The organism is Micromonospora sp. NBC_01392, assembly GCF_045040125.1.
In the GTDB taxonomy this organism is placed as follows: domain Bacteria; phylum Actinomycetota; class Actinomycetes; order Mycobacteriales; family Micromonosporaceae; genus Micromonospora.
Genome location: NZ_CP109549.1, coordinates 4,249,599 through 4,275,388, shown reverse-complemented (window position 1 = coordinate 4,275,388; position 25,790 = coordinate 4,249,599). Strand labels below are relative to the sequence as shown.

The following is a 25,790-nucleotide window of genomic DNA, read 5'->3' as shown; positions in this document are numbered from 1 at the left end:
TCCTCCTCGGGGAGTCAGTCGGGGGCGGGCACGACGATCAGGCCGTCGGCGGCCGGGTCGAACTCGGCGGTGTGCACGCGCCCCCGACCGACCAGCCGGATCCGTACCGGACGGTCCGGGGCGTCGGGGTCGTGCGGCACGCCGACCAGCCGGAACCGGCCGGCGGCGTCGGTCTCGGTGGCCTGCGCGGCGCCGACCAGTTCCACCCGCATCGCGGCGAGCGGCTGGTCCTGCGGCCCGACCACCCGGCCGTCGAGCGTGCGCATGCCGAGCTGCCGCAGCCGCAGCGGCTGGCGCACCGGCGGCGCGGTGGGCGCCGGCCGGTCGATCCGGGCCGGCACGTCGAGCAGCAGCGCCGGCCTGGGCGGCACGCCGAACGCCCGCCACAGCGCCGGGTCACCGGCGGCCAGCACCAGCTCCGCCCGGCCGCCCCCGTTGGTGGCGGCGGCGAGCACCCGGTCCAGCGCCGGCACCGCCGCCGGCCCACCGCCGCTGACCAGGAGCCGGACCACGAAGCGGTACGGCTCGCGCGCCGCGCCGCCGGCCGCGGTCTGCCGGGCCGGCCGCAGCTCCAGCGGCCAGACCGTGAGGCCGCCGGCCGGGTCGTCGCGGGGCGGGCCGACCGGGACGGGTTCACCCGCCGTCCCGGTCAGCCAGGCCGCGACGTCCGCGACGGCCGCCTCGATGGCACCGGTCATCGCGGCGGCGTCCCCTGGATCCGGTACGCGATGGCCTCGTTCCAGACGTGCGGGTAGACGCCGATCTCGAAGTAGCGGGTGAACCTGTTGATCGGCGCGTTGGTGTGGTCGTGCCAGAGCAGCCACACCGGGGCGACGGTGAACAGCACGTAGTTGAGCGCGACCAGCGGCAGGTAGAGCGGGCCGAGCAGCCGGGCCTGGAACACGTGCACGTCCTCGTGCCGTTGGATGCCGGGGCTGGACCCGGCGCAGACCGTGCCGATGGTGGTGGCGTACCGGGGCGAGACGCCCTCGACCACGTTGACCCGGCCGCTGCCGGCCGAGGCGACCCGGTCGAGCTGGTGGCCGACGACCAGGTGCAGGGCCAGGTAGAGCGCGCCGGCGAACGTGTTGAGCAGGCTCCACGTGTGGTCGACCACGAAGCGGAGGATGCCCTTCGCGTCGGCGCCGTAGGTGCCGGCCGAGGCGGTAGCCCAGCCGAACGGCGCGCCGACGAGCAGCCCGACGACGGCGCCGACCAGCAGGCCGACGGTGCCGGCGGCGGCCTGGCCGAGCACCGCGCCGAAGACGATCTGCGCGGCGGCGCTGAGAATGCCGAAGACCATGGCGGGCACCTCCCTCAGACCCAGGAGCGGACGAAGCGGGGCTCGTGCCCCTGGGCGAGCTGGGTCGGCGACGCCTGCGTCGCCTGCCGGTTGCCCGGGGGCAACTGGTTGATGCCGAGCGCGGCGGAGAAGATGACCAGGCCGTTGAAGAACGCGATGATCCACTTCTCCGGACCGGCGTCGTCGGCGAACGCGGCGGTCAGGTACGACAGCAGGAGCGCGACGCCCAGCGCGATCCACTTGCGCGCCTTGTCGCCGCTCGGCCCGATCAGGCCGCCGATGACGTTGGTGGCGAGCAGGGTGGCGGCGCTGGCGCCGGTCAGGCTGCCCAGGGCGGCCCAGGTGAAGAGATCGTTCACGGCGATCCCCCTTTTCGACGGTGCGGTGGTGCGGTCGGGGTTCGGTGGTGCGGCGGCCCGAGGACGGCGTCCACGGGTGGCGCCCGCTGCGCGGTGGGGGACCGGCGGGTCGCCGCCGGTACGGCGGGAAAACTGTGGCCGGGGCGTCGATGGCGGGTGCGGCCGGTGGGACTCGGTTGCGGCCGGTGGGACTCAGGTCGGCGGGTCGGCCGGGGGCGTCGGCGCGGCCCGGTCGGTCGACGCGGTCGGTGCGGTGGGCGCGAGGGCCGTCGGGGACGCGGGCGGCGCCCCGGCCGGCGGGCCGCCCCGGGAGCGGCGCCGCAGCAGGACGACCACCACCACCGCGGCGACCACCACCAGCAGCCCGACCGCTCCGCCGACGATCGGCAGCCAGGGGACGGAGCCGCCCCCGGTCACGGCGGCGACCGCGCTGGCGGACGGCGTCGGTGGCGCCTCGGCGACGGCCCGCAACTCGGCCGGCTTCGGCTGGTTGGCGACGACCTGCCAGCTCACCGAGCGCCCGTTGACCGTCCCGTTGCTGTCGAGCACCCGGCCGGGGAACGTCACGGAGATCTCGAACGCCATCAGGGTCATGAACGCCTGCTGATTCCGGGGATCTTGTTCGGCCACCTTTCCGCCGTATTTCTTCGGGTCCAGCGGAAGGGAGAAGCGATAGAGATCGCCATCCCGGACAAGATTCACACTCTCGCTGGTGAATTGTGACAGCGGTGTTTTCCGGTAGGCGATCTGAATGCCGTAGGAGGTGGCGTCCTCGTACCGGCTCTCGGTGCCGACGGGGAGCGTGGGAATGTTCTGCCGGAGTTCGGCGAAGGCCGCCGCGACGTCCGGGTTGCGCTGCTTGAGCACGGACTTCTGGGCGGTCAGCAGGAGCTGGCCGGAGACCGTGTCGTCGGTGTTCACGGTCAGCCCGAGGTTGAGCTGCATGCAGCCGCTCAGCGTCGCCACAAGGGCGAGACACACCGCGAGGCGGAATGCCCGGCTGCGGCGGAGTCTCGTATTCATGGTCCCAGTGTGCGCGGTCGCGCCGGGGCCGGCAGTCAGCGATCAGCCGCCGCTTTGTCGCCGATCTTACCGGCCGCCTCTCCCATTCGGACGACCCCGGGAACGTACGCGATCGATATCCTGAAAGGTTGTCACTCCGCCTTTCCCGGCACCGGCTCCCCCGACGTGATCCAAAAGATCGGAATGTTGGCGGCCACCCGCGCGAAGTCGGCGAGCGGGGCGTGCCGGTCCACCGGCACGTGCGGGCGCGCCCCGGGCGCGAGCGCGCTGCGCCCACCGGGCACCCCCAGCGTCACCAGTTCCGGGGGCCGAGCCCGACGCCGTGCTACCGGGCCGCGAGCCCGTTCCACACCCGGGCGACCCGGTTCGGCCGGCCGCCCCGGTACATCCACCGCACGTGCCGTCGCCACAGTCCCGTACCCATGAGCTTGCTGTCCCCCTCTCCCTCCGTCCCTCTCCATCAAGGACCCGCGCAGGACGGCGACGACCAGGGTCGATCGGCACCCGACGCGTCGATCTTGCGGTTCCTGCCCCGACAAAGCGGGTGAACGACCCGAAGCGTGGGCCGGAACCGCAAGATCGCGCGCGGGGTGCGGGCCGGTCCCGCAGGATAGGGCCGGGTGGAACGGGAGGTGGGGATGAGCGGGGTACGTGAGGGCCGGCGGCGGGTCGGCCCGGCCGTACGGGCGGCGGCCGGGCGGCTGCGGCGGGGCTGGCTGCCGGTGGTCGAGGCGACGCTCGCCGCCACCGTCGCCTGGATGCTCGCCACCCGGCTGGTCGGGCACCCGCAGCCGTTCTTCGCGCCCGCCGCCGCGCTGATCGTGCTCGGTCAGGCGCGGGGCCAGCGGATCCGCCGGGCGGTGGAGGTGGTGCTCGGCGTGGCCGCCGGCGTGCTCGTGGCCGACCTGGTGGTCCAGGCGCTGGGCCCGCGCACCACCTGGACCGTGTTCACCGTCATCCTGCTCACCGTCGCGCTGGCGGTGGCGGTCGGCGCCAGCTCGGTCACCGTGGTGCAGGCCGCGGTCTCCGCGCTCTACCTGGTGGTGGTCTCGCCCCCCACCGAGTCGCTGATCCCGTTCCGGTTCGTCGACGCGCTGATCGGCGGCGCGGTGGCGGTGGTCGCCAGCCAGCTCGTCGACGCCCGCCGGCCGCTCGCCCCGCTGGTGGCCGAGTTCCGGCACACGTTCAGGGAGCTGGCCGGCGTGCTCGACGAGGTCGCCGACGCGCTCGACCACGCCGACGACGAGGCCGCCCTGGCCGCGCTGGACCGGGCCCGGCACGCCGACGCCGGGGTGGACCGGCTGCGGGACGCGGTCCAGGCCGCCGGCGAGGCGCTCCGGCTCAACGTCCGGCGTCGCCGGCACCTCGGCCGGCTGCGCTCCGTGGCCGGTTCGATCCGGCAGATCGACTACGCGGTGCGCAACGTGCGCGTGCTGGCCCGGGCCGCGGTCACGGTCACCCGCGGCGACGCGCCCGTCCCGACCGACCTGGGCGCCGCCGTACGCACGCTGGCCGACGCCGTCCGCGCGGCCGGCGACGCGCTCGCCGCCGACCTCAACGGAGCGGAGGAGACCGCCGACGGGCACGCAGCCCGGGCGGACGCGGCGGCGCTGGCGGCGGTACGGTCGGTCGGCCGGCTCTTCGCCGCCGGCCCGACGCTGCCGCTCGCGCTGGTCATCGGGCCGGTCCGGGCCACCGCCATCGACCTGCTGCGCGGCGTGGGCGTGGACGACGACGCGACGGTGCTCAGCCGGGTCGACGCGGCGGTCACCGGGCCGGAGCGCTGACCGCCGCCGCTCAGGCGCTCTCCCGGGTCACCAGCGTGGACGCGAAAGCGGTGCTCGGCGCGACCGGCGCCCTGGTCAGCACGGCGGTGGCCGCGGCGGTGGCGATCCGGTCGACCGGGTGGGTCGCGGTGGTCAGCGCCGGGCTGCTCATCGCCGCGTAGGGCAGGTCGTCGAAACCGCCGACCGCCACGTCGTGCGGCACCCCCAACCCGTGCCCACGCAGCGCGGCGATCACCCCGAACGCGGTGGCGTCGCTGGCCGCGAAGACCGCGTCCAGGTCCGGCCACCGGCGCAGCGCCGCCAACGCCGCCGCGCCGCCCCGCGCCGCGGTGAAGTCGCCGGTCACCAGCCGCTCCGGCGCCCCCGCCTCCCGCATCAGCTCCCGGTACGTGGTCACCGACCGCTCCGCGCAGGTCAACCAGCGCGGGCCGGTCACCATGGCGATGCGGCGGCGGCCGGTGGCGTACAGGTGGCGCAGCACCGCGCCGGCGCCGGCCGCGTTGTCCACGTCGAACGACGGCACGGTCGCCGACCCCTGGCCGATCGAGACGACCCGGCCGCGCAGCCGGGTCGGCACCGCGTCCAGCGCCGCCCGCGTGGTGTTGACCAGGATCACCCCGCAGACGCCCCGGTCCGCGCCGAGCCGGCCCAGGCCGGACGGGTCGTCGAGCGGCAGCCACTCCAGCGCCACCCCGATCCCGTGCGGCGCGCAGACCCGCGACGCGGCGCTCACCACCCGGTGCACGTACGGGTCGTCGAAGACCGCGTCGGTCCGGCCCACCACGGCCACCACCAGTCGGACACCGGCGCCGCGCACCAGCGCCCGGGCGGTGACGTCCGGCACGTAGCCGAGGTGGTCGGCGGCGGCGCCCACCCGGGCCCTGGCCTGCGCCGAGGCGAACCCGTAGCCACCGAGCACCCGCGAGGCGGTGGCCCGGGACACCCCGGCGGCCCGGGCCACGTCGTCGAGCGTGGCGGGTCGTGCGGTCGGCGTACCCATGTGCGCATCATGCCCGGTCCGGACCGGGCATGGTAAGGGGTGGGAGCGCTTGTGGTGGTAGCGCTCTCAGGTGTGCGATGGTCGTCGGGAACCATTCGGGGAAGGGACTACCGCACCGTGAGCAACGCCCTCGACGCGCCGGCCGCGTCACGGCCACCGGCCTTCCGGCCGGTGCTGGCCGCCCGCAACGGCGTCGCCGTCGTCTTCGCCCTCAACGGGCTCGCGATGGCCAGCTGGTTCTCCCGGGTGCCGGCGGTCCGGGAGGCGCTCGGCCTCAGCCCGAGCCGGCTCGGCCTGCTGCTGCTCTGCATGTCGCTGGGCGCGCTGCTGGCCATGCCCGCCGCCGGTCTGGTCACCCAGCGGATCGGCCCGGCCCGCACGGTGGTCGTGGCGACCGTGCTGGTCGCGCTCGGCATGACGGTGGCCGGTCTCGCCACCGGCCTGGCCGGCTGGGTGGTCGGCGTCGGGCTCGGGATCGCCGCGTTCGGCTTCGGCTCCGGCCTGTGCGACGTGGCGATGAACGTCGAGGGCGCGGTCGTGGAGAGGCGGATCGGCCGTACGATCATGCCCCGCTTCCACGCCGCCTGGAGTCTCGGCTCGGTGGCCGGGGCCGGGCTCGGCGCGGGGGCGGCCCGGCTCGACGTGCCGATCGAGGTGCACCTGCCGGTCCTGGCGGTGCTGATCCTGACCGGCACGCTGTTCGGGGCGCGGGCGTTCCTGTCCGCGCCGGCCGAGTCGACAGGCGCGGGCGAGCCGGCGGCCCGGCGGCGGGCGCTGCTGACCGCCTGGCGGGAGCCGCGCACCCTGCTGGTCGGCCTGCTGGTGCTGGTCATGGCGTTCACCGAGGGCAGCGCCAACGACTGGCTGGCGGTGGCCTTCGTCGACGGGTACGGCGTCGACGAGGCGGTCGGCGCCGCCGTGTTCGGCGTGTTCGTGGTCGGTATGACGCTGGGCCGGACCCTCGGCACGATCGCCATCGACCGCTGGGGACGGGTGCCGGTGCTGTTCGGCACCATCGGGCTCGCCGCCGTCGGCGCCGCCCTGGCCGTGCTGGCCGGCTCCGGTCCGCTGGCGGTGGTCGGCGTGGCGTTGTGGGGGATCGGCGCGTCGCTCGGCTTCCCGGTCGGGATGAGCGCCGCCGCCGACGACGAGGAGAAGGCCCCGGCCCGGGTCAGCGTGGTCGCGGTGATCGGCTACACCGCGTTCCTCGCCGGGCCGCCGCTGCTCGGCTTCCTCGGCGACCACCTCGGCGTGCTGAACGCGCTCGGCCTGGTGCCGCTGCTCCTGCTGCCCACGCTGGCGCTGGTGCCGGTGCTGCGCGCACCGGCCGGAGCGGACCGGCCGGCCCGCTGAGCGGCTCAGCCGACTCCCACTACGCTCCCAGGCCCCTGCCAGGCGCGCGTGCTGCACTGGACTCCGACGCCGAGGAGAGGAGGCGGGCATGGGCTGGTTCAGCCGACGGGCCGCCGAGCCGACAACGCCGACGAAGCTCGACCGCGAGGCGAACCGGGAGGATCTGGCGCAGCTGGAGGCGTTCGTGACCAGCCGGCGCGGGGTCGAGTTCTATCTGGAACCGGAGACCACCGCCACCGACACCACGGTGGTCGCCATCGCCCACGACGGGGAGTGGATCCGCCGCCGCACCGGCTCGCCCCGGGTCGCCGGCAAGATCGCCCAACGGCACGCGGTGCCGCTCTACGAGGCGGCCCGCACCGGCTACCCGGAGCGGATGCGGGCCTGGAACCGGGCGCACCCGGAACGCCACGCACGCTGACCTGCGGACCGGGCCGTCTGGGCCGGACGGGTCGAGGCCAGGGGCGGTGCGCTCCCGGCCGGTCCGCGCCGGACGGGTCCACGCCAGGGGCGGTGCGCTCCGGGGCGGTCCGCGCCGGACGGGTCCAGGCCCGGGGCGGTGCGGTCCGCGTCGGACGGGTCCAGGCCCAGGGGCGGTGCGCTCCGGGCCGGTCCGCGCCGGGTCATCGCGGTCGCGCGGGGTGTGCCGGCGGCCGCTCACTCGCCGAGCGCGGCGCGGGCCTGGTCCCGGCCCAGCGGCTCGTCGTGCGCGGAGACGTACCACTCGACGTGCTCGGAGAGCAGGCTCCGGGCCAGCGCCAGATCCGGCCCGTCGGTCGGGCCGCGCTCGTGCAGCGGCGGCGGGTACCAGCAGTCGCCGAGCAGCAGCACCCGGGAGTCCGGCACCAGCACCACCGTCGAGTCGGGGGCGTGCCGGCCACCGACGTGCCGCAGCACCACGCCGGTGGGCAGCATCAGCTCGTCGGTGAACGTGCGGGTCGGCGGCAGCACCGCGAAGCCGTCCCAGTCGTCCACGGCGAGCGCCCGCGCCCGGTAGCTGGGCCCGAGCCGTGGCTCGGCGCGGACCCGCTCCCGCAGGTGACGGTGGCTCCACGGGCAGGCCGCCTCGGCGCGCAACGGCGCGACCCCGGCCTCGTGCCCGACGATCTCCACGCCCGGCCAGGCGCAGGCGCCCCAGACGTGGTCCCAGTGGTGATGGGTGTAGACCAGCCAGCGCGGCTCCGGCAGCCGGGCGGCGGCGATCCCGGCACGGATCTCCCGGGCGTGCGCGGGACTGTGGCCGGCGTCGACGAGCACGCTGCCGCGATCGTCGGCGACCACCGCCACGGTGGGCCGCACCGCGCCCGGGTCGGGGTCGCCGGGGAACAGCCAGACCCGGTCGGCCAGGTGGCGCAGCTCCATGGCGGGATGCTATCGCCGCCCGCCCCCGCCGGCTGCCCCGTCAGCCGGTGAACGCGGCGGCCAACGCGTACCCGACGAAGGCCGCGCCGAGCCCGGCGACCACACTGACCAGCACATTCGCGTACGCGTGGAGACGCGCGCCGGTGCGGGCCAGCCGCAGCGTCTCGTAGCTGAGCGTGGACCAGGTGGTCAGCGCGCCGCAGAAGCCGGTGCCGACCAGCGCGGTCACCGCGGGATCGGCCGGCACCGCCAGCACCGCGCCGAGCAGCAGCGAGCCGGCCACGTTGACGGTCAGCGTGCCCCACGGGAACGCGGAGTCGTGCCGGGCCTGCACCGCCCGGTCGGTGAGGTAGCGCAGCGGAGCGCCGAGCGCCGCGCCGAGCGCGATCCAGAGGACGGTCACCGGGCCTCCCCGCGCCGGGCGGCCAGCAGCCGGCTGGTCACCACGTCCCCGACGGCGACCGCCAGCAGCGCGGCGAGGACGGTCATGGCCAGGTAGACCAGCGCCGTGCCCGGCGCGCCGGCGGTCACCAGACGTTGCGCGTCGACCGCGTACGCGGAGAACGTGGTGAACCCGCCGAGCACGCCGACGCCGAGGAACGGCCGGACCAGCGGCCCGGCCGGTCGGGCGGTGAGTACCGCCATCAGGACGCCGATCAGCAGGCACCCGGTGACGTTGACGCCGAACGTGGCCCAGGGGAGACCGGTGGGCGGGTGGGGTGCGGCGGCCTGCGCGCCGGCGCGGGCCAGCGCGCCGAGCACGCCGCCGGCGGCGATCACGCCGAGCACCGCCGCCGGGCGCGCGGTCAGCTCCGTCCGGTCGGCGGGTACGCGGAGATCGACGTCCGGATCGACGCGGGACTCGGGCGGTCGTCGCACGGTGCCTCCTACCAGGACGGGCATCACTGGCAGGGACCGTTGGCGTGGTCGCGGTTCTCCCGGCGCCTCCCGGGACGGCGGGCCCCACCGCCGGCTCACCGAGCATAACCCGCCCTGCCCCACCCCACCCTGCCCTGACCCCCGCGCCTCCTCGGCGATCTTGCGGTACCGGCCCCGGCAAAGGGCGCGAACCGCCCGTGCGGAGGGCGTTAACCGCAAGATCGGCGAGGAGGTGGCGTTGACCTGGCAGGGTGGGCCGTACGGGCGTACGGTGAGCGGGTTCCCGCCCGGCGCGGCGGCGTCGGGCCCGTCGCGCAGGAGGCAACCGTGCAGGACCGCACCCCTCGTCCGGACGAGCTGGATCCCGCCGAGCGGATCGGCGTCGACGAGCTGCGGGCGCTCCAACTGGACCGGTTGCGCCACTCGCTGCGGCACGCGTACGCGCACGTGCCGCACTACCGGCGCGCGTTCGACGCCGCCGGCGCCCACCCCGACGACGTCCGCGACCTCGCCGACCTGGCCCGCTTCCCGTTCACCGCCAAGGCCGAGCTGCGGGAGAACTACCCGTTCGGCATGTTCGCCGTGCCCCGGGAGCGGATCGCCCGGCTGCACGCTTCCTCCGGCACCACCGGACGCCCCACCGTGGTCGGCTACACCCGCCCCGACCTGGACACCTGGGCCACCCTGATGGCGCGTTCGATCCGGGCCGCCGGCGGTCGGCGCGGCGACCGGGTGCACGTCGCGTACGGCTACGGCCTGTTCACCGGCGGCCTGGGCGCGCACTACGGCGCCGAGGAGCTGGGTTGCACGGTCATCCCGGTCTCCGGCGGCATGACCGAGCGGCAGGTCATGCTGATCCGTGACCTCGAACCGGAGGTCATCATGGTCACCCCCAGCTACATGCTGGCCATCGTGGACGAGATGGAACGCCAGGGTGTCGACCCGCGGGCCACCTCGCTGCGGGTTGGCATCTTCGGGGCCGAGCCGTGGAGCGAGGACATGCGCCGGGAGCTGGAGCAGCGGCTGGACCTGCACGCGCTGGACATCTACGGCCTGTCCGAGGTGATGGGCCCCGGCGTGGCGGTCGAGTGCGTGGAGACCAAGGACGGCCTGCACCTGTGGGAGGACCACTTCTATCCCGAGATCATCGACCCGGTCACCGGCGCGGTGCTGCCCGACGGCGAACGCGGCGAGCTGGTGCTGACGTCGCTGACCAAGGAGGCGATGCCGGTGGTCCGCTACCGCACCCGTGACCTCACCCGGCTGCTGCCCGGTACGGCCCGCCCCATGCGGCGGATCGAGAAGATCGCCGGACGCACCGACGACATGATGATCGTCCGGGGGGTGAACGTCTTCCCGACCCAGATCGAGGAGCTGATCCTGCGGGCCCCCGCGCTGTCGCCGCACTTCCAGTGCGTACTCGACCGGCAGGGACGGCTGGACACCCTCACCGTTCACGTCGAGCGCCGCGCCGACGCCGCCGTGGCCGACGCGGAGCGGGCCGGGGCGGCCCTGGTCGAGCAGGTCAAGAACACCATCGGCGTCTCCGTGGCGGTCCGGGTGATCGAGCCGGACGGAGTGGAACGCTCGATGGGCAAGATGCGCCGCATCGTCGACCAGCGGCGGGAGCACTGAGATGACGGACGACGGCGGGCGTACCGCGGCCCACGACATGTTCGACGCCGATGTCGCCTCGACCGGGCTCGGCATCGAACTCGTCTCGGCCGGCGACGGCGCGGCAGTGGCCCGGATGCGGGTCACCCCGGCGATGCTCAACGGGCATGCGATCGGCCACGGCGGTTTCGTGTTCCTGCTCGCCGACACCGCGTTCGCGCTGGCCTGCAACAGCCACGGCCCGGCCACTGTGGCCGCCGGGGGCGAGATCACCTTCCTGCGCCCGGTGCGCGCGGGCGACGTGCTGGACGCGTACGCCACCGAGCGGGTCCGGCACGGCCGCAGCGGCATCTACGACGTCACCGTGCGACGAGGCGACGAGGTGGTGGCCGAGTTCCGGGGACGCAGCCGGGTCATCGCCCGCGACTGACCCACCCCACCCCACCCCGCCCCACCCCGCCCCGCCCCCGCGTCCGCCCCGGCCACTCCGTCGATCTTGGACTAGTGGTGCCAAGGTATGTCGGTTTACTCCTGGTATCGGAGGTGCCACCACTCCAAGATCGATGAATCGGCGCACGTGGCGTCATCGGCCCGCCACTGGCCGCTTGCCGGGCGCGACTGTTTTCGGCCGCTGCCCGGGCCGGAGTGGCCCCGTGCCCGCTCCGACCCGGACGCGACCGTCAGGCGGCCAGCCCGAGCGCGGCGTCGGGCGGCGTCGGTGTTCGCCGGCCCCGGCCCGCTCGTTCGGGCAGGCCGGCCACCCAGCCGACCCGTGCCGGGCCGCCCAATGCGACCCGTGCCGGGCCGCCCAATGCGACCCGTGCCGGGCCGCCCAATGCGACCCGTGCCGGGCCGTCGGGTGCGACCCATGCCGCGCCGCCCGGTGCGACCCGCGTTGGGCCGTCAGGTGTGACCCGCGTCGGGCCGTCAGGTGCGACCCGCGCTGGACCGCCGGATGCGACCCGCGCCGCCCCGACCGGCGTGTACGGGGCCGGGGAACCCGGTCCGGTCCGTCCGTCGCCACTGACCGGAGCGTCCGGTTGCCCGCCGCTGACGGCGCCGTTCGGTCGCCCGGCGCCGGTCGGAGTGTCCCGTTGCCCGAGGTCGACCGGGGGGTTCCGCTGCCCGATCTCCCCCCGTGACGGGTCGGCCCGGGTGACGGGCACGTCGGCGTACCCCGATCGCTCCGTCGCCGACCGGCGTGCGTCGGCCCCGTCCGGTCCGGACGGCGGGACGGGCGCCGGTCGGGCCCCTCCACCCGACCGGCGCGACCGCCCCGCCCCGAGCGGGCAGGTCACCCGCTCCTCGGCGTCCCACCCGGGGACGCCGGTCCCCACCGGCGCCGGCAGGCGCGCGGGAGCCTCACCCGGCTGATCGGCCACCTGGCGCACCACGCCGACCCCCGGACGGCCGCTGATCCCTCTGTCAGCGATGCCGGCCCCCGTGCCGACGCCAGTCCCCGTGCCGACGCCAGTCCCCGTGCGGGCCCCCCGCCCGACGCCGGTTCCCGTCCGGGTCCAGGCTCCCCACCCAGCATCGGTTCCCGCCCCGATGCCGGACCCGGCGTCGACGCGCGCTCCGACGACCGCGACGGAGCGCGCGTCGGTCGCCGGCCCTGGGATGGCCCCGGACCGGACGGCGACGGGTACGCCGATGCGGTCGGCGCGGATCGCCGGCACCGACCCACCATTGGTCAGCCGGCGGACGAAGTCCGCCCGCACCGCACGCGGCAACCGATGCGCGGCCACCCGGGCCACCACCGGCTCGACGATCGTCCAGCCGCCCGAGCCGCCCGAGCCGCCCGAGCCGCCCGAGCCGCCCGAGCCGCCCGAGCCGCCCGAGCCGCCCGGGATACCCGAGCCGCGCGGGATAACCGAGCCGCCCGAGATGCCCAAGACACCCGGGACGGCGGTGCTGCGCGAGCCGACACCGGTGCGCCGGACGCCCACGCCCGCTCCGGTGTCCGAATCAGCCCACTCGCGCGCACCGTCCGGCGCGGTCCCGTCCGCGCCCGCGTTTCCGCCGGCTCCTGGGACGGCGCCGGCGCCGGCGCGGCGGAGCAGGCCGGCCGCGGCCAGGGCGCGCAGCACCGGCCCGGCCTGGCCGGCCGGCCAGGCGAGCATCCGCTCGACAGTCGCAGTGTTGACCGGGCCGCCGACCACCGCGCCCGCCATCAGCACCGCGCGCTGCGCGCCGTCCAGCCGGTCCAGCCGGGCGTCCACCAGCCGGCGGACCGGTGCGGGCACCCCGGTCGGCTCATCCTCCGCCGCGTCGGCCGCCGCGTACGCGCTCGCGACGGCCGGGTTGCCGCCGACCAGCGGCAGCAGCGTGGCGGCCAGCGCGGCGGGCCGGTCGGCCCGGTCCAGCAGGTGCCGCAGCAGGCGGCCGGTGTCCCGCGCGCCCAGCGGCGGCAGCCAGATCCGCAGCCGCCGGGCGACCGGCGCCGGCCGCGGGTCGGCGTGGCCGGCGCCGTGGGTGGTGACCACCGCGAGCGCCAGCCCGCGGTCGCCGGCCGCGGCGTACAGCTGGCCCAGGAACCGGTGCAGTGCCGGCGCGGCCCGGTCCAGGTCGTCCACCGCCACCACCACCGGGCTTCCGGCGGCCCGGTCGAGCAGCAGCTCGCGGGCGGCCACCGCGGCCCGGGCCGCCGCCGCGGCGTCCCGCGGCGCGGCGAGGAACGCGGCCAGCGCCGGGCTGGTCGCGGCCCATCCGGCCGCGCCCGGGGCCGAGCCGGGCAGCGGGCGTACGGTGGCCGGTCGGTCGGTCGCATCCGGGGTGAGCAGCGCGCGGACCAGGTCGGCCAGCGGCGCCAGGTCTCCCTCCGGGTACGGCGGGCAGTGCGCCACGCACCAGCGCACCGCCGTGCCGTCCACGCGCGTCACGGCGCGGGTCAGCTCGTGCAGCAGTCGGCTGCGGCCGCTGCCGGGCGGCCCGGTCACGGAGATCCACCGTGGCCGGCGCTCACGCAGCGCCCGGGTCACCGCGTCGGCCGCGCCGGCCAGTTCTCGCCGGCGGCCCACCAGCGGGCCACGGTGCCGGGTCGGCCGGTACGGGGACACCCCGGTCACCCGCCAGACGTCCAGCGGCAGCGTCTTGCCGGCCATCGTCGCGGTCGCGAGTGGACGCTGCTCGACGAGGCCGGCGACCGCCCGCCGGGTGACCGGGCAGACGACCACGCCGCCCGGCGGCGCGTACTCCTGGAGCCGGGCGGCGGTGGTGATCACCGCGCCGCTGGCCGCGCCGTGGCCGCCGTCGCGGGCGCCGGTCAGGTCCACCAGCACCTCGCCCGTCGCCACGCCGACCCGCACCCGCAGCCGGGCGTCGCCCGGCGACCGCCGGTCCAGCGCCGCCTGGATCTCCAGCCCGGCCCGGACCGCCCGGTACGCGTCGAAGCCGTCGCAGCCGGGCGCGCCGAACAGCGCCATCACGGCGTCGCCGACGTACTTCTCCACCACGCCCCGCCACCGGCGCAGCACGCCGGAGACGGTGCCGAAGTAGACCCGTTGCAGCGTCCGCACGTCCTCCGGGTCGAGCCGTTCCACCAGGCCGGTCGAGCCGACGATGTCGACGAAGAGCACCGTGACGGTGCGGCGTTCCTCCGGTACCGGCCAGAGCGCCGCGCGGGCGGCTTCCCGACTCGCCACGGGCGTGGTGATCACCATCGCACCCACCCTTTCCCTGGTCCGGTGCCCGACGACCTCCGGACACTTTCACCACCGGGCCCTCGGGGGATCGGTAGGACGACGTATGTCGGCCACGCGCAACCGTTAGTCGTGTTGTCGACGCGGGAGGTACCACAGGGCCCGGAACGCCGTAGAACGGTGCGGGGACCTGTGACTAGGCTGCGTCCCATGGCCAGCGACGTGGACTCCGCACCGCTCGTCGGCCGCGCCGGGACCGTGGCGAGGCTGCGCTCGGCGCTGCTCGACGACGTCGCCCCGGGGCACACCGCGGCGGTCTTCCTCACCGGCGAGAGCGGGATGGGCAAGACCCGGCTGCTGAGCGAGGTCGGCGAGCAGGTGCGGCAGGCCGGCGCGCTGGTGCTCACCGGCACCTGCCTCGACATCGGCGACGCCTCGCCCCTGCACCCGGTGCGCCAGGCGCTGCGGCGGCTCGACGCCGATCTGGCCGAGGCGCGCACCACCTCGGCGGTCCGGGGCCTGTTGCAGGTGTTCGACGAGGAGACCCCCGGCCCGGACGGCGCGGGCGCGCTGCTGGAACGGGTCGCCCAGGGGCTGCACCTGGTGGCCGGTGGCCGGCCGCTGGTGCTCGTGCTCGACGACCTCCAGTGGGTCGACCGGAGCACCCGTCAGCTCCTGCTCTATCTGCTCGCCGGCCTGGGTGACCTGCAACTGTCCGTGTTGGCCGCGATCCGCGCGGAGTCGCTGCGGGGCGCGCACCCGCTGCGCCGGGTGCTCGCCGAGCTGCGCCGGTTGCGTTCCGTCCAGGTGGTCGACCTGCTCCCGCTGGACCGGTCCGGCACGGACGAGTTGGCCGCCGCGATCGTCGGCGCGCCGCTGCCGCCGGAGGCCGCCGACCAGTTGTGGCAGCGCAGCGGCGGCAACCCGTTCGTGGTGGAGGAGCTGGCCCGCGACCGGCGGGACGGCCGCGACGGCCTTTCCGACACGCTGCGCGAGGTCTTCCTGGGCCGGGTCGACGCGCTGCCCCAGCCGGCGCACGCCGTGGTCCAGGCGGTCGCCGCCGGCGTCGAGCCGGTCGAGCACTGGCTGCTGGCGCAGGTGGTGCGGTTGCCCGAGGACGAGCTGCTCGACGCGGTTCGCGAGGCGGTGGCGCACCGCCTGCTGGTCGGCGCCGACGACGGCTACCGGCTCCGGCACCGGCTGGTCGCCGAGATCCTGGCCGACGAGCTGCTGCCCGCCGAGCGGGCCGCCTTGCACCGCCGCTACGCCGAGGCGCTCACCGCCGCCCCGGCGGAGCTGCACCAGGCCCGGCTGGCCCACCACTGGCGGCAGGCCGGCGAGCCGGCCCGGGCGCTGCCGGCGGCGATGGCCGCCGCCCGCGAGGCGGAACGGCTGCACGGGTACGCCGAGGCGCACCGCCACTGGTCGACCGCGTTGACGCTGGCCGCCACGCCGGCCGTGGTGCCGCCCGACGGCGGGCGGCCGGCGCCCGTCGAGGTGGACCGCGCCGAGCTGCTCAGCCACGCCGCGGAGGCCGCGCACCACAGCGGCGAGCACGCTCGGGCGCTGACCCTGCTGGCGGAGCTGTCGGCCGATCCGGCCGGCCCGCCGACCTGCGCGTTGCACATCCGGCGGGCCCGTTACCTGGCCGCCGCCGGCCGTTCCGCGCCGGCCGAGGAGGAGTACCGACGGGTGCTCTCCGCGGCCGACTGCACGCCGCACGAGCGGTGCACCGCCGCCGCCCGCCGGGCCGAGCTGCTGCTGCACCTGGGGCGCTACGCCGAGGCCGGCGAGCAGGCCCGGGAGGCGCTCGACCTGGCCGCCGGCGTGCCCGGTTGCACCTCCGAGGTGGTGCTGGCCAGCTCCGCGCTCGGCTTCAGCGAGGCGTTCCTGGGCGACCCGGCGGACGGGCTGACGGTGATGCGCCGGGCGCTGGAGACCGCTGAGTCCTCCGGCCGGCCGGAGGACGTGGCCTGCGCGTACCTGCACCTGGCGGAGCTGCTCACCGGGCCGCTCAACATCCTGGAGGAGGGCGTCGTGGTGGCCCGCCGCGGCGCCGAGCGCGTCGCCGAGCTGGGTCTGGGCCGCACCTGGGAGACCCGGCTGCTGGCGGTGGCGACGAACGGGCTGTTCCGGGTCGGGCAGTGGGCGGAGGCGGAGAAGGTCGTCGCCGCCGCGCTGCGGCACCGGCCGTCCGGCGCGGACGCGGTCGAGCTGCTGCTGGCCCGGTGCCGGCTCTCCGTCGGGTACGGCGACGTCGAGGCCTCCGACCGTGACCTGGAGGCGGTCGCCACGGTGCTGGCCGGCGGCGGCGCCCGGCACGTGCTGCCGATGCTCATCCTGCGCGCCGGGCTGGCCATGTGGCAGGGCCGGCACGACCTGGCCCGGCAGGCCGTCCAGCGGGGCCTGACCGAGAGCCGCTCCGACGACGTCATCGTGCTGGCCACGCTGGCCTGGCACGGGCTGCGGGCCGAGGCCGAGGCGGCGGCGAGCCGGACGGTGGAGGTGGACCCGAACGCGGTGCGCCGGCTGCGCGAGGTGGTCGACCGGGTGACCCGCAAGAGCGCCCGGGCGGGCGCCCCGGTGCGGTACGTCGCGGACGGTTTCCTGGCGCTCTGCGACGCCGAGCTGAGCCGGCTCGACGACGGCCGGGGCGACCCCGAGCTGTGGGGCCGCTCGGCCACCGAGTGGGACCGGCGGCACCACCCCTATCCGGCGGCGTACTCCCGCCTGCGGCAGGCCGAGGCGCTGCTGTCCCGGCGCAGCCGGATGGCGACCGCCGGCAAGCTGCTGCGTCAGGCGCACGCGACGGCGCAGGCGCTCGGCGCGGTGCCGCTCAGCGCGGAGATCCGTACCCTGGCGGGTCGGGCCCGGGTGACCCTGGACGACGCGCCGGCGCCGGCGCCCCGGCCGCGCGCGGCGCCCGCCGTGCCGGCGGTGGACGAGCTGGCGGTGCTGACCGCGCGCGAGCGGGAGGTGCTCGCCGCGGTCGCCGAGGGGCTGACGAACAAGGAGATCGGCCAGCGGCTGTTCATCAGTGAGCGGACCATCGGCGTGCACGTGTCGCACATCTTCGACAAGCTCCAGGTCCGGACCCGGGTGCAGGCCAGCGCCATCTTCCTGCGCAACCGTCCGGAATAGACGTACGCCGAATACGTCGTTCTACTGATCCGACCCACGCCCGGCGGCTGGCAGGCTGTCCGGCGGAGTCGGATGGCGTCGTGGGGGGCGCCGACCATCGTGGAGGAGAGATGACCGAACCGGTCTGGGGTCCCGTGCACCAGGACATCGTCGGGTTGCTCGCCGACCACCCCGCCGACGTGCCGGCGGTGGTCGACCACCTCACCAAGTTGCAGGACCTGCTGGTCCGGCTCCCGCCGCTGGAGGCGAGCTGCCCGCTCGCCGACTTCAACCGGCTCTACCTGGTCATCACCAGCACGGTGCTCGACGGCCTCTACGAGGACCGGTTCGTCGATCCGGCGTTCCTGGCCCGGCTCGACGTGGAGTTCGCCGCCCGCTACTTCGAGGCGCTGCGGTTCTGGACCGACTCCAGCCCGAGCACGCCGCGCGCCTGGTCGTGCCTGTTCCAGCGGATGCGCGGCCCGGACGCCCGGCCACTGCCGTCGGCCGCCGCCGGGGTCAACGCGCACATCAACTACGACCTGCCGTTCGCGCTGGTGACGACGCTGGAGAGCCTGGAGTCCGAGCCGGTCGACGGCAGCGACCAGCACCGCGACTACCTGGAGATCAACAAGATCTTCGCGGAGCGGATCCCGGAGCTGCGCCGGGGCTACCTGGACCACTGGCAGCTCATGATCGACATGGTCAACGGCGACATCGACGACTGGTACCAGGGCGAGCTGGTGGAGTACACCCGCAACGTGGCGTGGCGCAACGCGCAGAAGATCTGGCACTGCCGCCACGACCCGGACGCCCGTGAGTGTGAGCGGACGCGGCTGGACGACAACGCCGCGCTGCTCGGCCGGCTGCTGCTGTCGCCCCTCGGGGCGTTCCTGCAGTAGCCGGGACGGGGGGTCCCCGCGTCCCGCCGTCCGGGCGCGGGACGCGGGGACGCCGTCCGGTGGGTGTCGAGCCGGTCCGGCCGGGTACGACGGGGCCGTGTCGTATCCCGAACCGACCGGCCCGCCGGGTCCGGTCCGCCACTTCCCGTTCCGCTTCGACCCCGCGTTCCGGCTGCCGCTGGCCCTGCTCGGGGTGCGGTCGGAGACCGCCAGGGTGGAACTCGCCCCGGACGCGCTGGTCGTCCGGTTCGGCCCGTGGCGGCTGCGGACCACCCCGGCCAACGTCGTCGAGGTCGAGTTGAGCGGACCGTACCGCTGGTGGCGGGCGGTCGGCCCGCACCTGTCGTTGGCCGACGGCGGCGTGACGTTCGGCAGCAGCGTCGCCGGCGGTCTCTGCCTCCGGTTCGACGAGCCGGTGCCGGCGCTGGCGCCCGGCCCCTGGCCCCGACACCCGGCGGTCACCGTGACCGTCGCCGACCCGACGGCACTGCGCGACGCGCTGGCGCCCGGTTCTTCCGGTGGTGCTTGACCGGTTCCGCCGGGCCACGCCCCGGCCACCGCCTACCGTGATCAGGGGGCCGGAGGGGAGCAGATGGCGCAGGCACGGGACGGGGAGCAGCCCCGGCGTACGCGGGACCGCCGCCGCGAGGCGCACGCCGCCGCCGCGGCCCGGGCCGGCCGGCACGCCGAGCCCGGCGACCGGGCCACCCGCGCCCCGGGCACGCTGCCGGAGCGGGTGGCCGCGCCGACCCGGCCGGCGGCCCCGGCCGACCGGCTGCACCGTTGGCTGTTCCAGCACCGGGTCGAGCCGGTCGGCCCGGAGGTCGGGGAGCACCAGGCACGGGCCCACCCCTGGTGGCAGGTGATGTGCCTGACCGGCGTCGACTACTTCTCCACCCTGTCCTACCTGCCCGGCATCGCCGCGGTCGCGGCCGGCGCGCTGAGCCCGCTGGCCACGCTGCTCATCGTGGCGCTGACGCTGCTGGGCATGCTGCCGATGTACCGGCGGGTGGCCCGGGAGAGCCCGCACGGGCAGGGCTCGGTGGCCATGCTGGAGCGGCTGCTGCCGTTCTGGCGCGGCAAGCTCTTCGTGCTGGTGCTGCTCGGCTTCGTGGCCACCTCCTGGATCATCACGATCACGCTCTCTGCCGCCGACGCCAGCGTGCACCTGCTGGAGAACCCGGTGCTGCCCGCGTCGTTCCCGCACGGCACCACCGCCGCCGTGCTGGTGACGGTGGTGCTGCTGCTGGTGCTCGGCGGCGTCTTCCTGCTCGGGTTCAGCGAGGCCGTGCAGGTCGCCATTCCGCTGGTGGCGGTCTTCCTCGCGTTGAACGCGGTGGTGGTGGTCGCCGGGCTGGCCCAGGTGGCCGCCGACCCCGGGCTGCTCACCGACTGGACCGCCCGGCTGACCCGGGTCGGCGGCGCCGGCGACGTGCTGGCCACAAGCGTGCTCGCGTTCCCGCTGCTGGTGCTGGGACTGTCCGGCTTCGAGACCGGGGTGAGCATGATGCCGCTGGTCCGCGGCGACGGCGCCGACCCGGAGCGCCGGCTCGCCGCCCGGATCCGCAGCACCCGTCGACTGCTCACCACCGCCGCGCTGATCATGTCGGTCTACCTGGTCGCCACCACGTTCGTCACCACGGTGCTGATCCCGCCGGCGGCGTTCGCCCCCGGCGGGCCGGCGAACGGGCGGGCGCTGGCGTTCCTCGCCCACGAGCGCCTCGGCGAGGCGTTCGGCACCGTCTACGACCTCAGCAGCGTGCTCATCCTCTGGTTCGCGGGCGCCTCGGCGATGGCCGGGCTGATCAACATCGTGCCCCGCTACCTGCCGTCGTACGGGATGGCGCCGGAGTGGGGCCGCGCGGTCCGCCCGGTGGTGCTGGTCTACACCGCGATCAGCATCGCCATCACGGTCGCCTTCTCCGCCGACGTCAACGCCCAGGCCGGCGCGTACGCCACCGGCATCCTGGCCATGATGGTCTCCGGCGCGATCGCGGTGACCATCTCGGCGGCGCGTGCCCGGCACCGGCGCGCCGCGGCCGGGTTCGCGCTGCTCACCGCCGTGCTGCTGTACGCGCTCGTGGAGAACGTGGTGGCGAAGCCGGACGGCATCACCATCTCCGGCTTCTTCATCGCCGGGATCATCGCGGTCTCGTTGATCTCCCGGGTCACCCGGACCACCGAGCTGCGCGCCGAGCGGATCGAGTTCGACGGCCCGGCCCGCCGGTTCGTCGACGAGTCGGTCGCCCGGGACGGGCGGCTGCACGTCATCGCCAACAAGCGGCAGAGCGGGTCGGTGAAGGAGTACCGGGTCAAGGAGCGGGCGCAGCGGTCGATGAATCCGGTTCCGGGCGCCGCCGACGTGCTCTTCCTGGAGATCGACGTCAGCGACCCGTCGCAGTTCAGCCACGTGTTGCGGGTGCACGGGGTGGAGATCGGCGGGTACCGGATCCTGCGGGCCCGCAGCCCGGCCGCGCCGAACGCCATCGCGGCGATCCTGCTCGCGCTGCGCGACGCCACCGGGGTCCGCCCGCACTGCCACTTCGAGTGGTCGGAGGGGAACCCGATCGCCCACCTGCTGCGCTACCTGATCCTGGGGCGCGGCGACACGCCGCCGGTGGTCCGCGAGATCATCCGAAAGTCCGAGCCCGACCCCACCCGCCGCCCCGGCATCCACGTCGGCGGTTGAGGTTGAAGGAGGGGCCCCCTGTTAACGCCTCCGGTCGAGAGGGGAGCCCTTCTCACGCCCCCCGTCGAAAGCCCAGCCTCCTAGGATGGCTTAGCGGGGGTGAGGGGCACCGCTCGGGGCACGGAACGGCCCGCGCTCGCTGGGCGGGCGCGGGCCGGGGGAGTGCGGGGGTACGGCAGGCGGCGGACCTACTTGGACGGCTCCGGAAGCTTGCAGTCGATCTTCGGGTTGGCGCCGATGTAGTTCAGCGGACCGGCGACGATGGTGACCAGGATCGTGCCCGCCTCCGCGCAGTTGGTGTCGTCGTTGCCGTAGTAGCCGCGCTGCCCGGCGGCGATCGCGCCGATGATGAGCCAGATGACGACCAGGACGCCGACTATCGAGGTGCCGCGCATCAGTTGCCTCCACGGGGTTGTGGTGAGTTCGAGGTGGAGGGCATGTACCCCGCGCGGGTGATCCGCCAAACGGCGTGTCGGCCCCGGTACGGCCGATTCCGATTACCGGCCGGGAACTCAGTGCGGCGGCACCGGTTCCTCCGGCGGGCGGCCCCGGCTGCGCCGGTGGTCGGCCGCGGCCACCCCGGCCAGCACCAGCATGGCGCCGACGGCGGCGTACACCGGCGCGAGGAACAGCAGTGCCGGCGCGATGCAGAGCAGCGTCAGGACACCACCGGGGCGGGACAGCGACACCCGGCTGAACACCTCGTACTCGAAGGCGGCCCGACCGGTCAGGAACAGCGCCGGGCCGCCGAGGATGACCGCCAACCAGGCCGGCGGCGTACGTCCGGTCGGCTCCAGGAGCACCAGGTCGAAGCCGGCCGCGGTGGTCACCACCCCGGCCACCATCAACAGATGGGTGTACGGGGCGGTGGTGAGGAACCGGCTCGGCTGGCTCGACCGGGCGATGGCGTCCGGCAGCAGCTCACCGGAGCGGTGCACGTAGACGCGCCAGAGCAGCAGCGTGGTGACGAACGCGGTGGCGAACGCCGCGATGTTCTCCACCTCGGAGTGGTGCAGGCTGAACACGGTGCCGGAGACCAGCACCGCGTCGCCCAACGCGATGATGAAGAACTGCTGGTAGCGCTCGGAGAGGTGCTCGGCGGTCACGTTGCGCTGGTCGTCCGGCACGGCGCCCAGACCGGGCACCGGATAGGCCAGCCGGAACCCGAGGTAGTCGACCGCCAGCGCCGAGGCCCAGAACCACGTCCGGGCGGTACCGTGCGCCGCGACCGCGCCGATCAGCCAGGGCACCGCCGACACCCCGAACCAGACGAGGAGCCGGATGGCCCGGCGGCGGGTCTGCGGGTGCCGGCGGACCGCCGGCATGAGGAACAGGCCGCGTCCGAGATGGATCGCCACGTACGTGCCGGCGAAGACCAGCCCTCGGGCGCCGAACGCCTCCGGAATGGCGGTGGTCATCAGCAGCGCGCCGAACATCACGGCCACCACCAGCAGCTTGATCTCCGCGCGCTGCGGATCGTAGAGGTCGGTGACCAGGGTGGTGATTGCCCACGTCCACCAGATCGCCATCAACATGATCAGCGACTCGGCGGCCCGCTCCCAGCCGACGCCGCCGATCAGGTACCGCGAGATCAGCGCGAGCGCCACCACGTAGACCAGATCGAAGAAGAGCTCCAACAGCGTCACCCGGCGGGGTGCCTCGGGATCGCGGACCGGCGGTGGCCGGTCGGCGGGCTCCGGCGTCCGGGTGGGCACGAGTTGCTCCTGCGGTGGCGGGCTCGGCGTCGGCCGTCCCGCCCCTGCACAGACCGTAGCGAGACGCCGTGGCCGTCCGTCGGATTTCCGGCATTCCGCCAGGACCCGCCCGCTCCGACGGCGTGCGTCGGCCCGGCGGGGAGGTGGCGGGTCGGGCCGCCGGTGCGGGGCGGTCGCCCTGGTCCGGCGGTGCCGGCCCGGGCCCCGGCTGCCGGCGCCGCGGTGGGCACACACGTCGGGCCGGTGGCGACGATCGGTCACCACCGGCCCGGAACGGGTACGGACTACTCGGCGCTGGCCGGCAACACCTTGTCGGCCTCGGCGCGGGCACCGGCCAGCACCTTCGCCTGCTGGGGCCAGGTCGCCAGGCCGGGGGCGGCGCGCAGACCGGCGGCCTTCACGGTCTCGCGCAGCGCGGCCTCGTCCAGTTCGGCCAGCTGGCGGTAGGTGCGGATGCCGGCGTCCTGGAGGGCGGCGGCCAGCTTCGGCCCGATGCCCTGGATGCGGCGGAAGTCGTCCGGCGCCTCGGTGTCGGCGTGCGGGGGCGCGTCGTTCTCGACCGAGGTCCGGGGCATCGGCACGACCGGCGCGACCGCCGGCTCGTCGGCCGCGGGCGCCGGCTCGTTCGCGGGCTCCGGCTCGGCTGCGGCGGTGACGGGCGCGGCCTCGGTCTCGGCCTCGGGTGCGGTCACGGGCGCGCCCGTGGTGGCGACCGTCTCGGGCCCGGTCGCGCCGACGGGCGCCGGCGGGGCGGTGACGGGCTCGTTCGCGGGAGAAGCTGCCACGGGCTCCACCTCCGGCCCGGTCGCGACGGTCGCGACGGTCGCGGCGGCGGGCTCGGGCTCGGCGACAGGCGCGGAAGGAGCGGCGGCGGGCTCGGGCTCGGCGACGGGCGTGGGAGAAGCGGCTACGTGATCCAGCTCCGGCCCGGTCGCGACGGGCTCGGTCTCGGTGGCGACGGTCTCGGTGGCGACGGTCTCGATGGCGGCGGGCGTCGGCTCGGTGAGTGCCGAAGCGGTTCCGGCTGGTTCCGGCGTCGTCTCGCGGCGGGCCGGTTCGGTGGCGTCGGACGGCGTCACCGTCAGCGGCTCGTCGGCCGTCGTCGCCGGCTCCGTCGAGTCGGCCCGCAGCGAGTCGGCCCGCAGCGAGTCGGAGGTAACCGAGTCGGAAGAGACCGAGTCGGAGGCGACGGGCGTCGAGGCGGTCACCGGCTCGTCGGCGGTACCGGCGGTGACCACGACCGGCTCGGGCTCGCCGGTTGCGCCGTCGGCGGAGGCGTCGGCGGCGCGGGTGGCGGGGGCGTCCGTGTCGGCCGGGGCGGGCCGGTCGGTCACCGCGGCGGGGGCCGGCGTCTCGTCGACCACGGCGGCCGGCTGCGGTTCGTCGACGGTGGCGGTCACCGTGGCCGGGCCGGCGGCACCGTCCACGGTGGGCGTGGCGGCGCCGGCCCGGCGGCCGCTCACCACCCAGCCGACGGCAAGTCCGATGAGCAGGGCCAGGATCACGAGCAGCCACTGCCCGAAGCTCGACGGCATGGCCAACCTCCTTGTATGTACGTGCACGACGGTCGCGAGAAAGCTCGGGGCAGCTTTGCACACGTGCGCGCGGCACGACAGGCAGGTCGGCGCTGGGGTGCCGACGGTGGGACCGATCCTGCCGGCCGGTGGCCGGAGGATGACCGTGGGTGCGGGAGGCACCCCGGGACCTGGTGCCGTGCGCGGTCCCGGGGTGCCTCGTCCGTGGCCGGTCCGGTCAGCGGATCCGGTCGGGCATGGGGGCGTCGGCGGTGTCCCAGCTGTAGAAGCAACCGGCCACGGCGTCGCGGGGCGAGTGCCAGGTCGGCAGGTACGGCGAGGTGTGCGCGGAGAGCCGTTCGTTGACGCGTTGGTAGAGCGGGTGTTCGCGCAGGTCGGCGGTCGGGTCCGGGGCGACGTCGACGGTCTCCATCAGATGGACGCACAGGTCGTGGAGGTAGTACAGCGACCGGTGCCGGATCCCGGTGAGCCGGGGCAGCTCGGTCGCGTCGGACTCGGCGAAGATCTGGGCCACCCGGCCCTGCGATCCGGGCACGATCCGGCTGACCACCAACAGTCGACTCATCGCAGACCCCTTCCGCCGCGCTGCTGCCGCGTCGACCACCGGCCGGACGGCGGCGGTCGCGGGTCCCACGATGCCCGGGCGGGTGTCACCTCGCCGTCACGGCGTACCCCTGGGCATTGATGGGGGTGGCGACGTCGCGCCGCGCGGGTGCGGCGCCGGGCCGCGCGGCGCGGCGTTGGCGGGCCGACCGGCGGGCCGCTGCGGCGGATCCGGCCGGCTGGCCCGGCGGATCGGGGCGAGCGTGTCGTCGAGCAGCGCCGTCATGGCCGGGGAGGGTTCCAGGCGCAGCTCGCGCAGGAGCAGGTCCCGGTAGACGTAGAACGCGTGCACGGCCTCGAACGCGTTGCCCTCGGCGAGGTGGATGCGGACGACCAGGCGGTGCGGGGTCTCGCGCAGCGGCTCGGCGGCCATCGCCTCCAGCGCCGCCTCGAGCGCCTCGCCGTGCCGGCCGGCGGCGAGGTGGTTGCCGGCGAGTTCCTCCAGCATGTGCAGGCGTAGCTGGCGCAGCCGTTCGCGTTCCAGCAGTACCCAGTCGTCGTACCAGCCGGGGAGCAGGTCGTGCCGGCCGGTGCCGGCGGCGCCGCGGGGCGCCATGCCGTCGCGGACCCGGGCGGCGGCCTCGACCAGCTCGTCCACGTCGAGGTGGACGGTGGCGCCGAGGCGGACCGTGTCACCGTCGGTGCGCAGCGGGCAGCACGGGTCCTGGCGGAGGCGCCACAGCGCGGTACGCAGCGACGAGAGCGCCCGCTCCTCGGGGGTCTCGGGCCAGAGCAGTCCGGCGAGGTGGCTACGGGTCGCGGCCGGACGCAGCCCGATCAGCGCGATGACCCGTTGCAGGCCGCGGGGCACCACCACCGGCACGCCGGCGTGCAGCAGTTGGAAACCGCCGAGCAGGTGCAACGCCACGCGGGGGGCGGGGTCCCCCGCCGTCGGCATCCTCGAT

Annotated in this window: 23 protein-coding genes; 9 read left to right on the top strand and 14 right to left on the bottom strand. The window is 75.6% G+C overall.

Features of this window, described 5'->3' with window-relative positions; translation table 11 throughout:
- Positions 1 to 14 precede the first annotated feature (14 nt).
- The 4 genes from OG767_RS18650 to OG767_RS18635 all read right to left on the bottom strand — a co-directional run bounded on the left by OG767_RS18650 (position 15) and on the right by OG767_RS18635 (position 2,685).
- The gene (locus OG767_RS18650) at positions 15 to 698 is read right to left on the bottom strand and encodes a carboxypeptidase-like regulatory domain-containing protein (RefSeq protein WP_405089719.1); all 684 of its coding nucleotides are present in this window, start codon (positions 696 to 698) and stop codon (positions 15 to 17) included.
- Entirely contained in the window at positions 695 to 1,303 is a 609-nt protein-coding gene (locus tag OG767_RS18645) for a glycine zipper family protein (protein ID WP_405089718.1), read from the bottom strand. The genes OG767_RS18650 and OG767_RS18645 overlap by 4 nt, the downstream gene beginning before the upstream one ends.
- Before the next feature lie 14 nt (positions 1,304 to 1,317).
- Positions 1,318 to 1,662, bottom strand: a complete 345-nt coding sequence (locus OG767_RS18640) for a hypothetical protein (protein ID WP_107159812.1) — start codon at positions 1,660 to 1,662, stop codon at positions 1,318 to 1,320.
- Positions 1,663 to 1,854: 192 nt separating this feature from the next.
- On the bottom strand, positions 1,855 to 2,685 hold the full coding sequence (locus OG767_RS18635; protein ID WP_405089717.1) for an LppM family (lipo)protein: 831 nt from the start codon (positions 2,683 to 2,685) through the stop codon (positions 1,855 to 1,857).
- Positions 2,686 to 3,323: 638 nt separating this feature from the next.
- On the opposite strand from OG767_RS18635, the gene OG767_RS18630 reads away from it, so the two are divergent.
- Positions 3,324 to 4,472, top strand: coding sequence for an FUSC family protein (locus OG767_RS18630; RefSeq protein WP_405089716.1), 1,149 nt, complete (start codon positions 3,324 to 3,326; stop codon positions 4,470 to 4,472).
- A gap of 10 nt (positions 4,473 to 4,482) precedes the next feature.
- Here the strand turns inward: OG767_RS18630 and OG767_RS18625 are convergent, their stop codons facing one another.
- Complete coding sequence (locus OG767_RS18625) at positions 4,483 to 5,472, bottom strand: LacI family DNA-binding transcriptional regulator (RefSeq protein WP_405089715.1); 990 nt, start codon at positions 5,470 to 5,472, stop codon at positions 4,483 to 4,485.
- Between the two features lie 117 nt (positions 5,473 to 5,589).
- Here OG767_RS18625 and OG767_RS18620 point away from each other — a divergent pair, with 117 nt between their 5' ends.
- Together OG767_RS18620 and OG767_RS18615 are read left to right on the top strand one after the other, a co-directional pair.
- Positions 5,590 to 6,825: an MFS transporter gene (locus OG767_RS18620; protein WP_405089714.1), complete on the top strand. Its 1,236-nt coding sequence runs from the start codon at positions 5,590 to 5,592 to the stop codon at positions 6,823 to 6,825.
- A gap of 88 nt (positions 6,826 to 6,913) precedes the next feature.
- Positions 6,914 to 7,246 (top strand): hypothetical protein, encoded by a 333-nt coding sequence (locus OG767_RS18615; RefSeq protein WP_405089713.1) that lies wholly within the window; start codon positions 6,914 to 6,916, stop codon positions 7,244 to 7,246.
- Between the two features lie 236 nt (positions 7,247 to 7,482).
- On the opposite strand, the gene OG767_RS18610 is transcribed toward OG767_RS18615, so the two are convergent.
- Genes OG767_RS18610 through OG767_RS18600 form a run of 3 tightly spaced genes read right to left on the bottom strand, consistent with a single transcriptional unit; the run spans position 7,483 to position 9,090 of the window.
- On the bottom strand, positions 7,483 to 8,187 hold the full coding sequence (locus tag OG767_RS18610; RefSeq protein WP_405089712.1) for an MBL fold metallo-hydrolase: 705 nt from the start codon (positions 8,185 to 8,187) through the stop codon (positions 7,483 to 7,485).
- A gap of 40 nt (positions 8,188 to 8,227) precedes the next feature.
- Positions 8,228 to 8,590, bottom strand: coding sequence for a fluoride efflux transporter CrcB (crcB, locus tag OG767_RS18605; protein ID WP_107159826.1), 363 nt, complete (start codon positions 8,588 to 8,590; stop codon positions 8,228 to 8,230).
- Positions 8,587 to 9,090 (bottom strand): FluC/FEX family fluoride channel, encoded by a 504-nt coding sequence (locus OG767_RS18600; RefSeq protein WP_405089711.1) that lies wholly within the window; start codon positions 9,088 to 9,090, stop codon positions 8,587 to 8,589. Before OG767_RS18600 ends, crcB begins: the two co-directional genes overlap by 4 nt.
- A 303-nt stretch (positions 9,091 to 9,393) precedes the next feature.
- Here OG767_RS18600 and paaK point away from each other — a divergent pair, with 303 nt between their 5' ends.
- Complete coding sequence (gene paaK, locus OG767_RS18595) at positions 9,394 to 10,701, top strand: phenylacetate--CoA ligase PaaK (protein ID WP_405089710.1); 1,308 nt, start codon at positions 9,394 to 9,396, stop codon at positions 10,699 to 10,701.
- Between the two features lies 1 nt (position 10,702).
- A complete protein-coding gene (gene paaI, locus OG767_RS18590) occupies positions 10,703 to 11,110 on the top strand; it encodes a hydroxyphenylacetyl-CoA thioesterase PaaI (RefSeq protein WP_281941773.1) in 408 nt (135 codons plus the stop codon).
- A gap of 250 nt (positions 11,111 to 11,360) precedes the next feature.
- Here paaI and OG767_RS18585 read toward each other — a convergent pair whose 3' ends face one another.
- Positions 11,361 to 14,342, bottom strand: coding sequence for an AAA family ATPase (locus OG767_RS18585; RefSeq protein ID WP_405089709.1), 2,982 nt, complete (start codon positions 14,340 to 14,342; stop codon positions 11,361 to 11,363).
- 189 nt (positions 14,343 to 14,531) lie between these two features.
- On the opposite strand from OG767_RS18585, the gene OG767_RS18580 reads away from it, so the two are divergent.
- The 4 genes from OG767_RS18580 (at position 14,532) to OG767_RS18565 (ending at position 21,032) form a co-directional block, all read left to right on the top strand.
- Positions 14,532 to 17,462, top strand: a complete 2,931-nt coding sequence (locus OG767_RS18580) for a helix-turn-helix transcriptional regulator (protein ID WP_405089708.1) — start codon at positions 14,532 to 14,534, stop codon at positions 17,460 to 17,462.
- Between the two features lie 110 nt (positions 17,463 to 17,572).
- Positions 17,573 to 18,343 (top strand): DUF5995 family protein, encoded by a 771-nt coding sequence (locus tag OG767_RS18575; RefSeq protein ID WP_405089707.1) that lies wholly within the window; start codon positions 17,573 to 17,575, stop codon positions 18,341 to 18,343.
- A 97-nt stretch (positions 18,344 to 18,440) separates the two neighbouring features.
- On the top strand, positions 18,441 to 18,872 hold the full coding sequence (locus OG767_RS18570) for a hypothetical protein (RefSeq protein WP_405089706.1): 432 nt from the start codon (positions 18,441 to 18,443) through the stop codon (positions 18,870 to 18,872).
- A 63-nt stretch (positions 18,873 to 18,935) separates the two neighbouring features.
- The gene (locus OG767_RS18565) at positions 18,936 to 21,032 is read left to right on the top strand and encodes an amino acid transporter (protein WP_405089705.1); all 2,097 of its coding nucleotides are present in this window, start codon (positions 18,936 to 18,938) and stop codon (positions 21,030 to 21,032) included.
- Between the two features lie 188 nt (positions 21,033 to 21,220).
- Here OG767_RS18565 and OG767_RS18560 read toward each other — a convergent pair whose 3' ends face one another.
- From OG767_RS18560 to OG767_RS18540, 5 genes are all read right to left on the bottom strand, one after another.
- Positions 21,221 to 21,427 carry a hypothetical protein gene (locus tag OG767_RS18560; RefSeq protein ID WP_091574126.1) on the bottom strand — a complete coding sequence of 69 codons (207 nt, stop codon included), beginning with the start codon at positions 21,425 to 21,427 and terminating at the stop codon, positions 21,221 to 21,223.
- Between the two features lie 117 nt (positions 21,428 to 21,544).
- On the bottom strand, positions 21,545 to 22,747 hold the full coding sequence (locus OG767_RS18555; RefSeq protein ID WP_405089704.1) for a low temperature requirement protein A: 1,203 nt from the start codon (positions 22,745 to 22,747) through the stop codon (positions 21,545 to 21,547).
- Positions 22,748 to 23,031: 284 nt separating this feature from the next.
- Positions 23,032 to 24,282: a helix-hairpin-helix domain-containing protein gene (locus OG767_RS18550; protein ID WP_405089703.1), complete on the bottom strand. Its 1,251-nt coding sequence runs from the start codon at positions 24,280 to 24,282 to the stop codon at positions 23,032 to 23,034.
- 217 nt (positions 24,283 to 24,499) lie between these two features.
- Positions 24,500 to 24,847 carry a TcmI family type II polyketide cyclase gene (locus tag OG767_RS18545; RefSeq protein WP_357297193.1) on the bottom strand — a complete coding sequence of 116 codons (348 nt, stop codon included), beginning with the start codon at positions 24,845 to 24,847 and terminating at the stop codon, positions 24,500 to 24,502.
- Between the two features lie 96 nt (positions 24,848 to 24,943).
- A complete protein-coding gene (locus OG767_RS18540) occupies positions 24,944 to 25,783 on the bottom strand; it encodes a BTAD domain-containing putative transcriptional regulator (RefSeq protein ID WP_405089702.1) in 840 nt (279 codons plus the stop codon).
- Positions 25,784 to 25,790 lie beyond the last annotated feature (7 nt).

Coding starts and splice junctions, on each gene's coding strand:
- OG767_RS18650 (WP_405089719.1), bottom strand. CDS start 698: ATGACCGGTGCCATCGAGGCGGCCGTCGCGGACGTCGCGGCCTGGCTG.
- OG767_RS18645 (WP_405089718.1), bottom strand. CDS start 1,303: ATGGTCTTCGGCATTCTCAGCGCCGCCGCGCAGATCGTCTTCGGCGCG.
- OG767_RS18635 (WP_405089717.1), bottom strand. CDS start 2,685: ATGAATACGAGACTCCGCCGCAGCCGGGCATTCCGCCTCGCGGTGTGT.
- OG767_RS18630 (WP_405089716.1), top strand. CDS start 3,324: ATGAGCGGGGTACGTGAGGGCCGGCGGCGGGTCGGCCCGGCCGTACGG.
- OG767_RS18625 (WP_405089715.1), bottom strand. CDS start 5,472: ATGGGTACGCCGACCGCACGACCCGCCACGCTCGACGACGTGGCCCGG.
- OG767_RS18615 (WP_405089713.1), top strand. CDS start 6,914: ATGGGCTGGTTCAGCCGACGGGCCGCCGAGCCGACAACGCCGACGAAG.
- OG767_RS18610 (WP_405089712.1), bottom strand. CDS start 8,187: ATGGAGCTGCGCCACCTGGCCGACCGGGTCTGGCTGTTCCCCGGCGAC.
- OG767_RS18600 (WP_405089711.1), bottom strand. CDS start 9,090: ATGCCCGTCCTGGTAGGAGGCACCGTGCGACGACCGCCCGAGTCCCGC.
- paaI (WP_281941773.1), top strand. CDS start 10,703: ATGACGGACGACGGCGGGCGTACCGCGGCCCACGACATGTTCGACGCC.
- OG767_RS18585 (WP_405089709.1), bottom strand. CDS start 14,342: ATGGTGATCACCACGCCCGTGGCGAGTCGGGAAGCCGCCCGCGCGGCG.
- OG767_RS18580 (WP_405089708.1), top strand. CDS start 14,532: ATGGCCAGCGACGTGGACTCCGCACCGCTCGTCGGCCGCGCCGGGACC.
- OG767_RS18575 (WP_405089707.1), top strand. CDS start 17,573: ATGACCGAACCGGTCTGGGGTCCCGTGCACCAGGACATCGTCGGGTTG.
- OG767_RS18565 (WP_405089705.1), top strand. CDS start 18,936: ATGGCGCAGGCACGGGACGGGGAGCAGCCCCGGCGTACGCGGGACCGC.
- OG767_RS18560 (WP_091574126.1), bottom strand. CDS start 21,427: ATGCGCGGCACCTCGATAGTCGGCGTCCTGGTCGTCATCTGGCTCATC.
- OG767_RS18550 (WP_405089703.1), bottom strand. CDS start 24,282: ATGCCGTCGAGCTTCGGGCAGTGGCTGCTCGTGATCCTGGCCCTGCTC.
- OG767_RS18545 (WP_357297193.1), bottom strand. CDS start 24,847: ATGAGTCGACTGTTGGTGGTCAGCCGGATCGTGCCCGGATCGCAGGGC.
- OG767_RS18540 (WP_405089702.1), bottom strand. CDS start 25,783: ATGCCGACGGCGGGGGACCCCGCCCCCCGCGTGGCGTTGCACCTGCTC.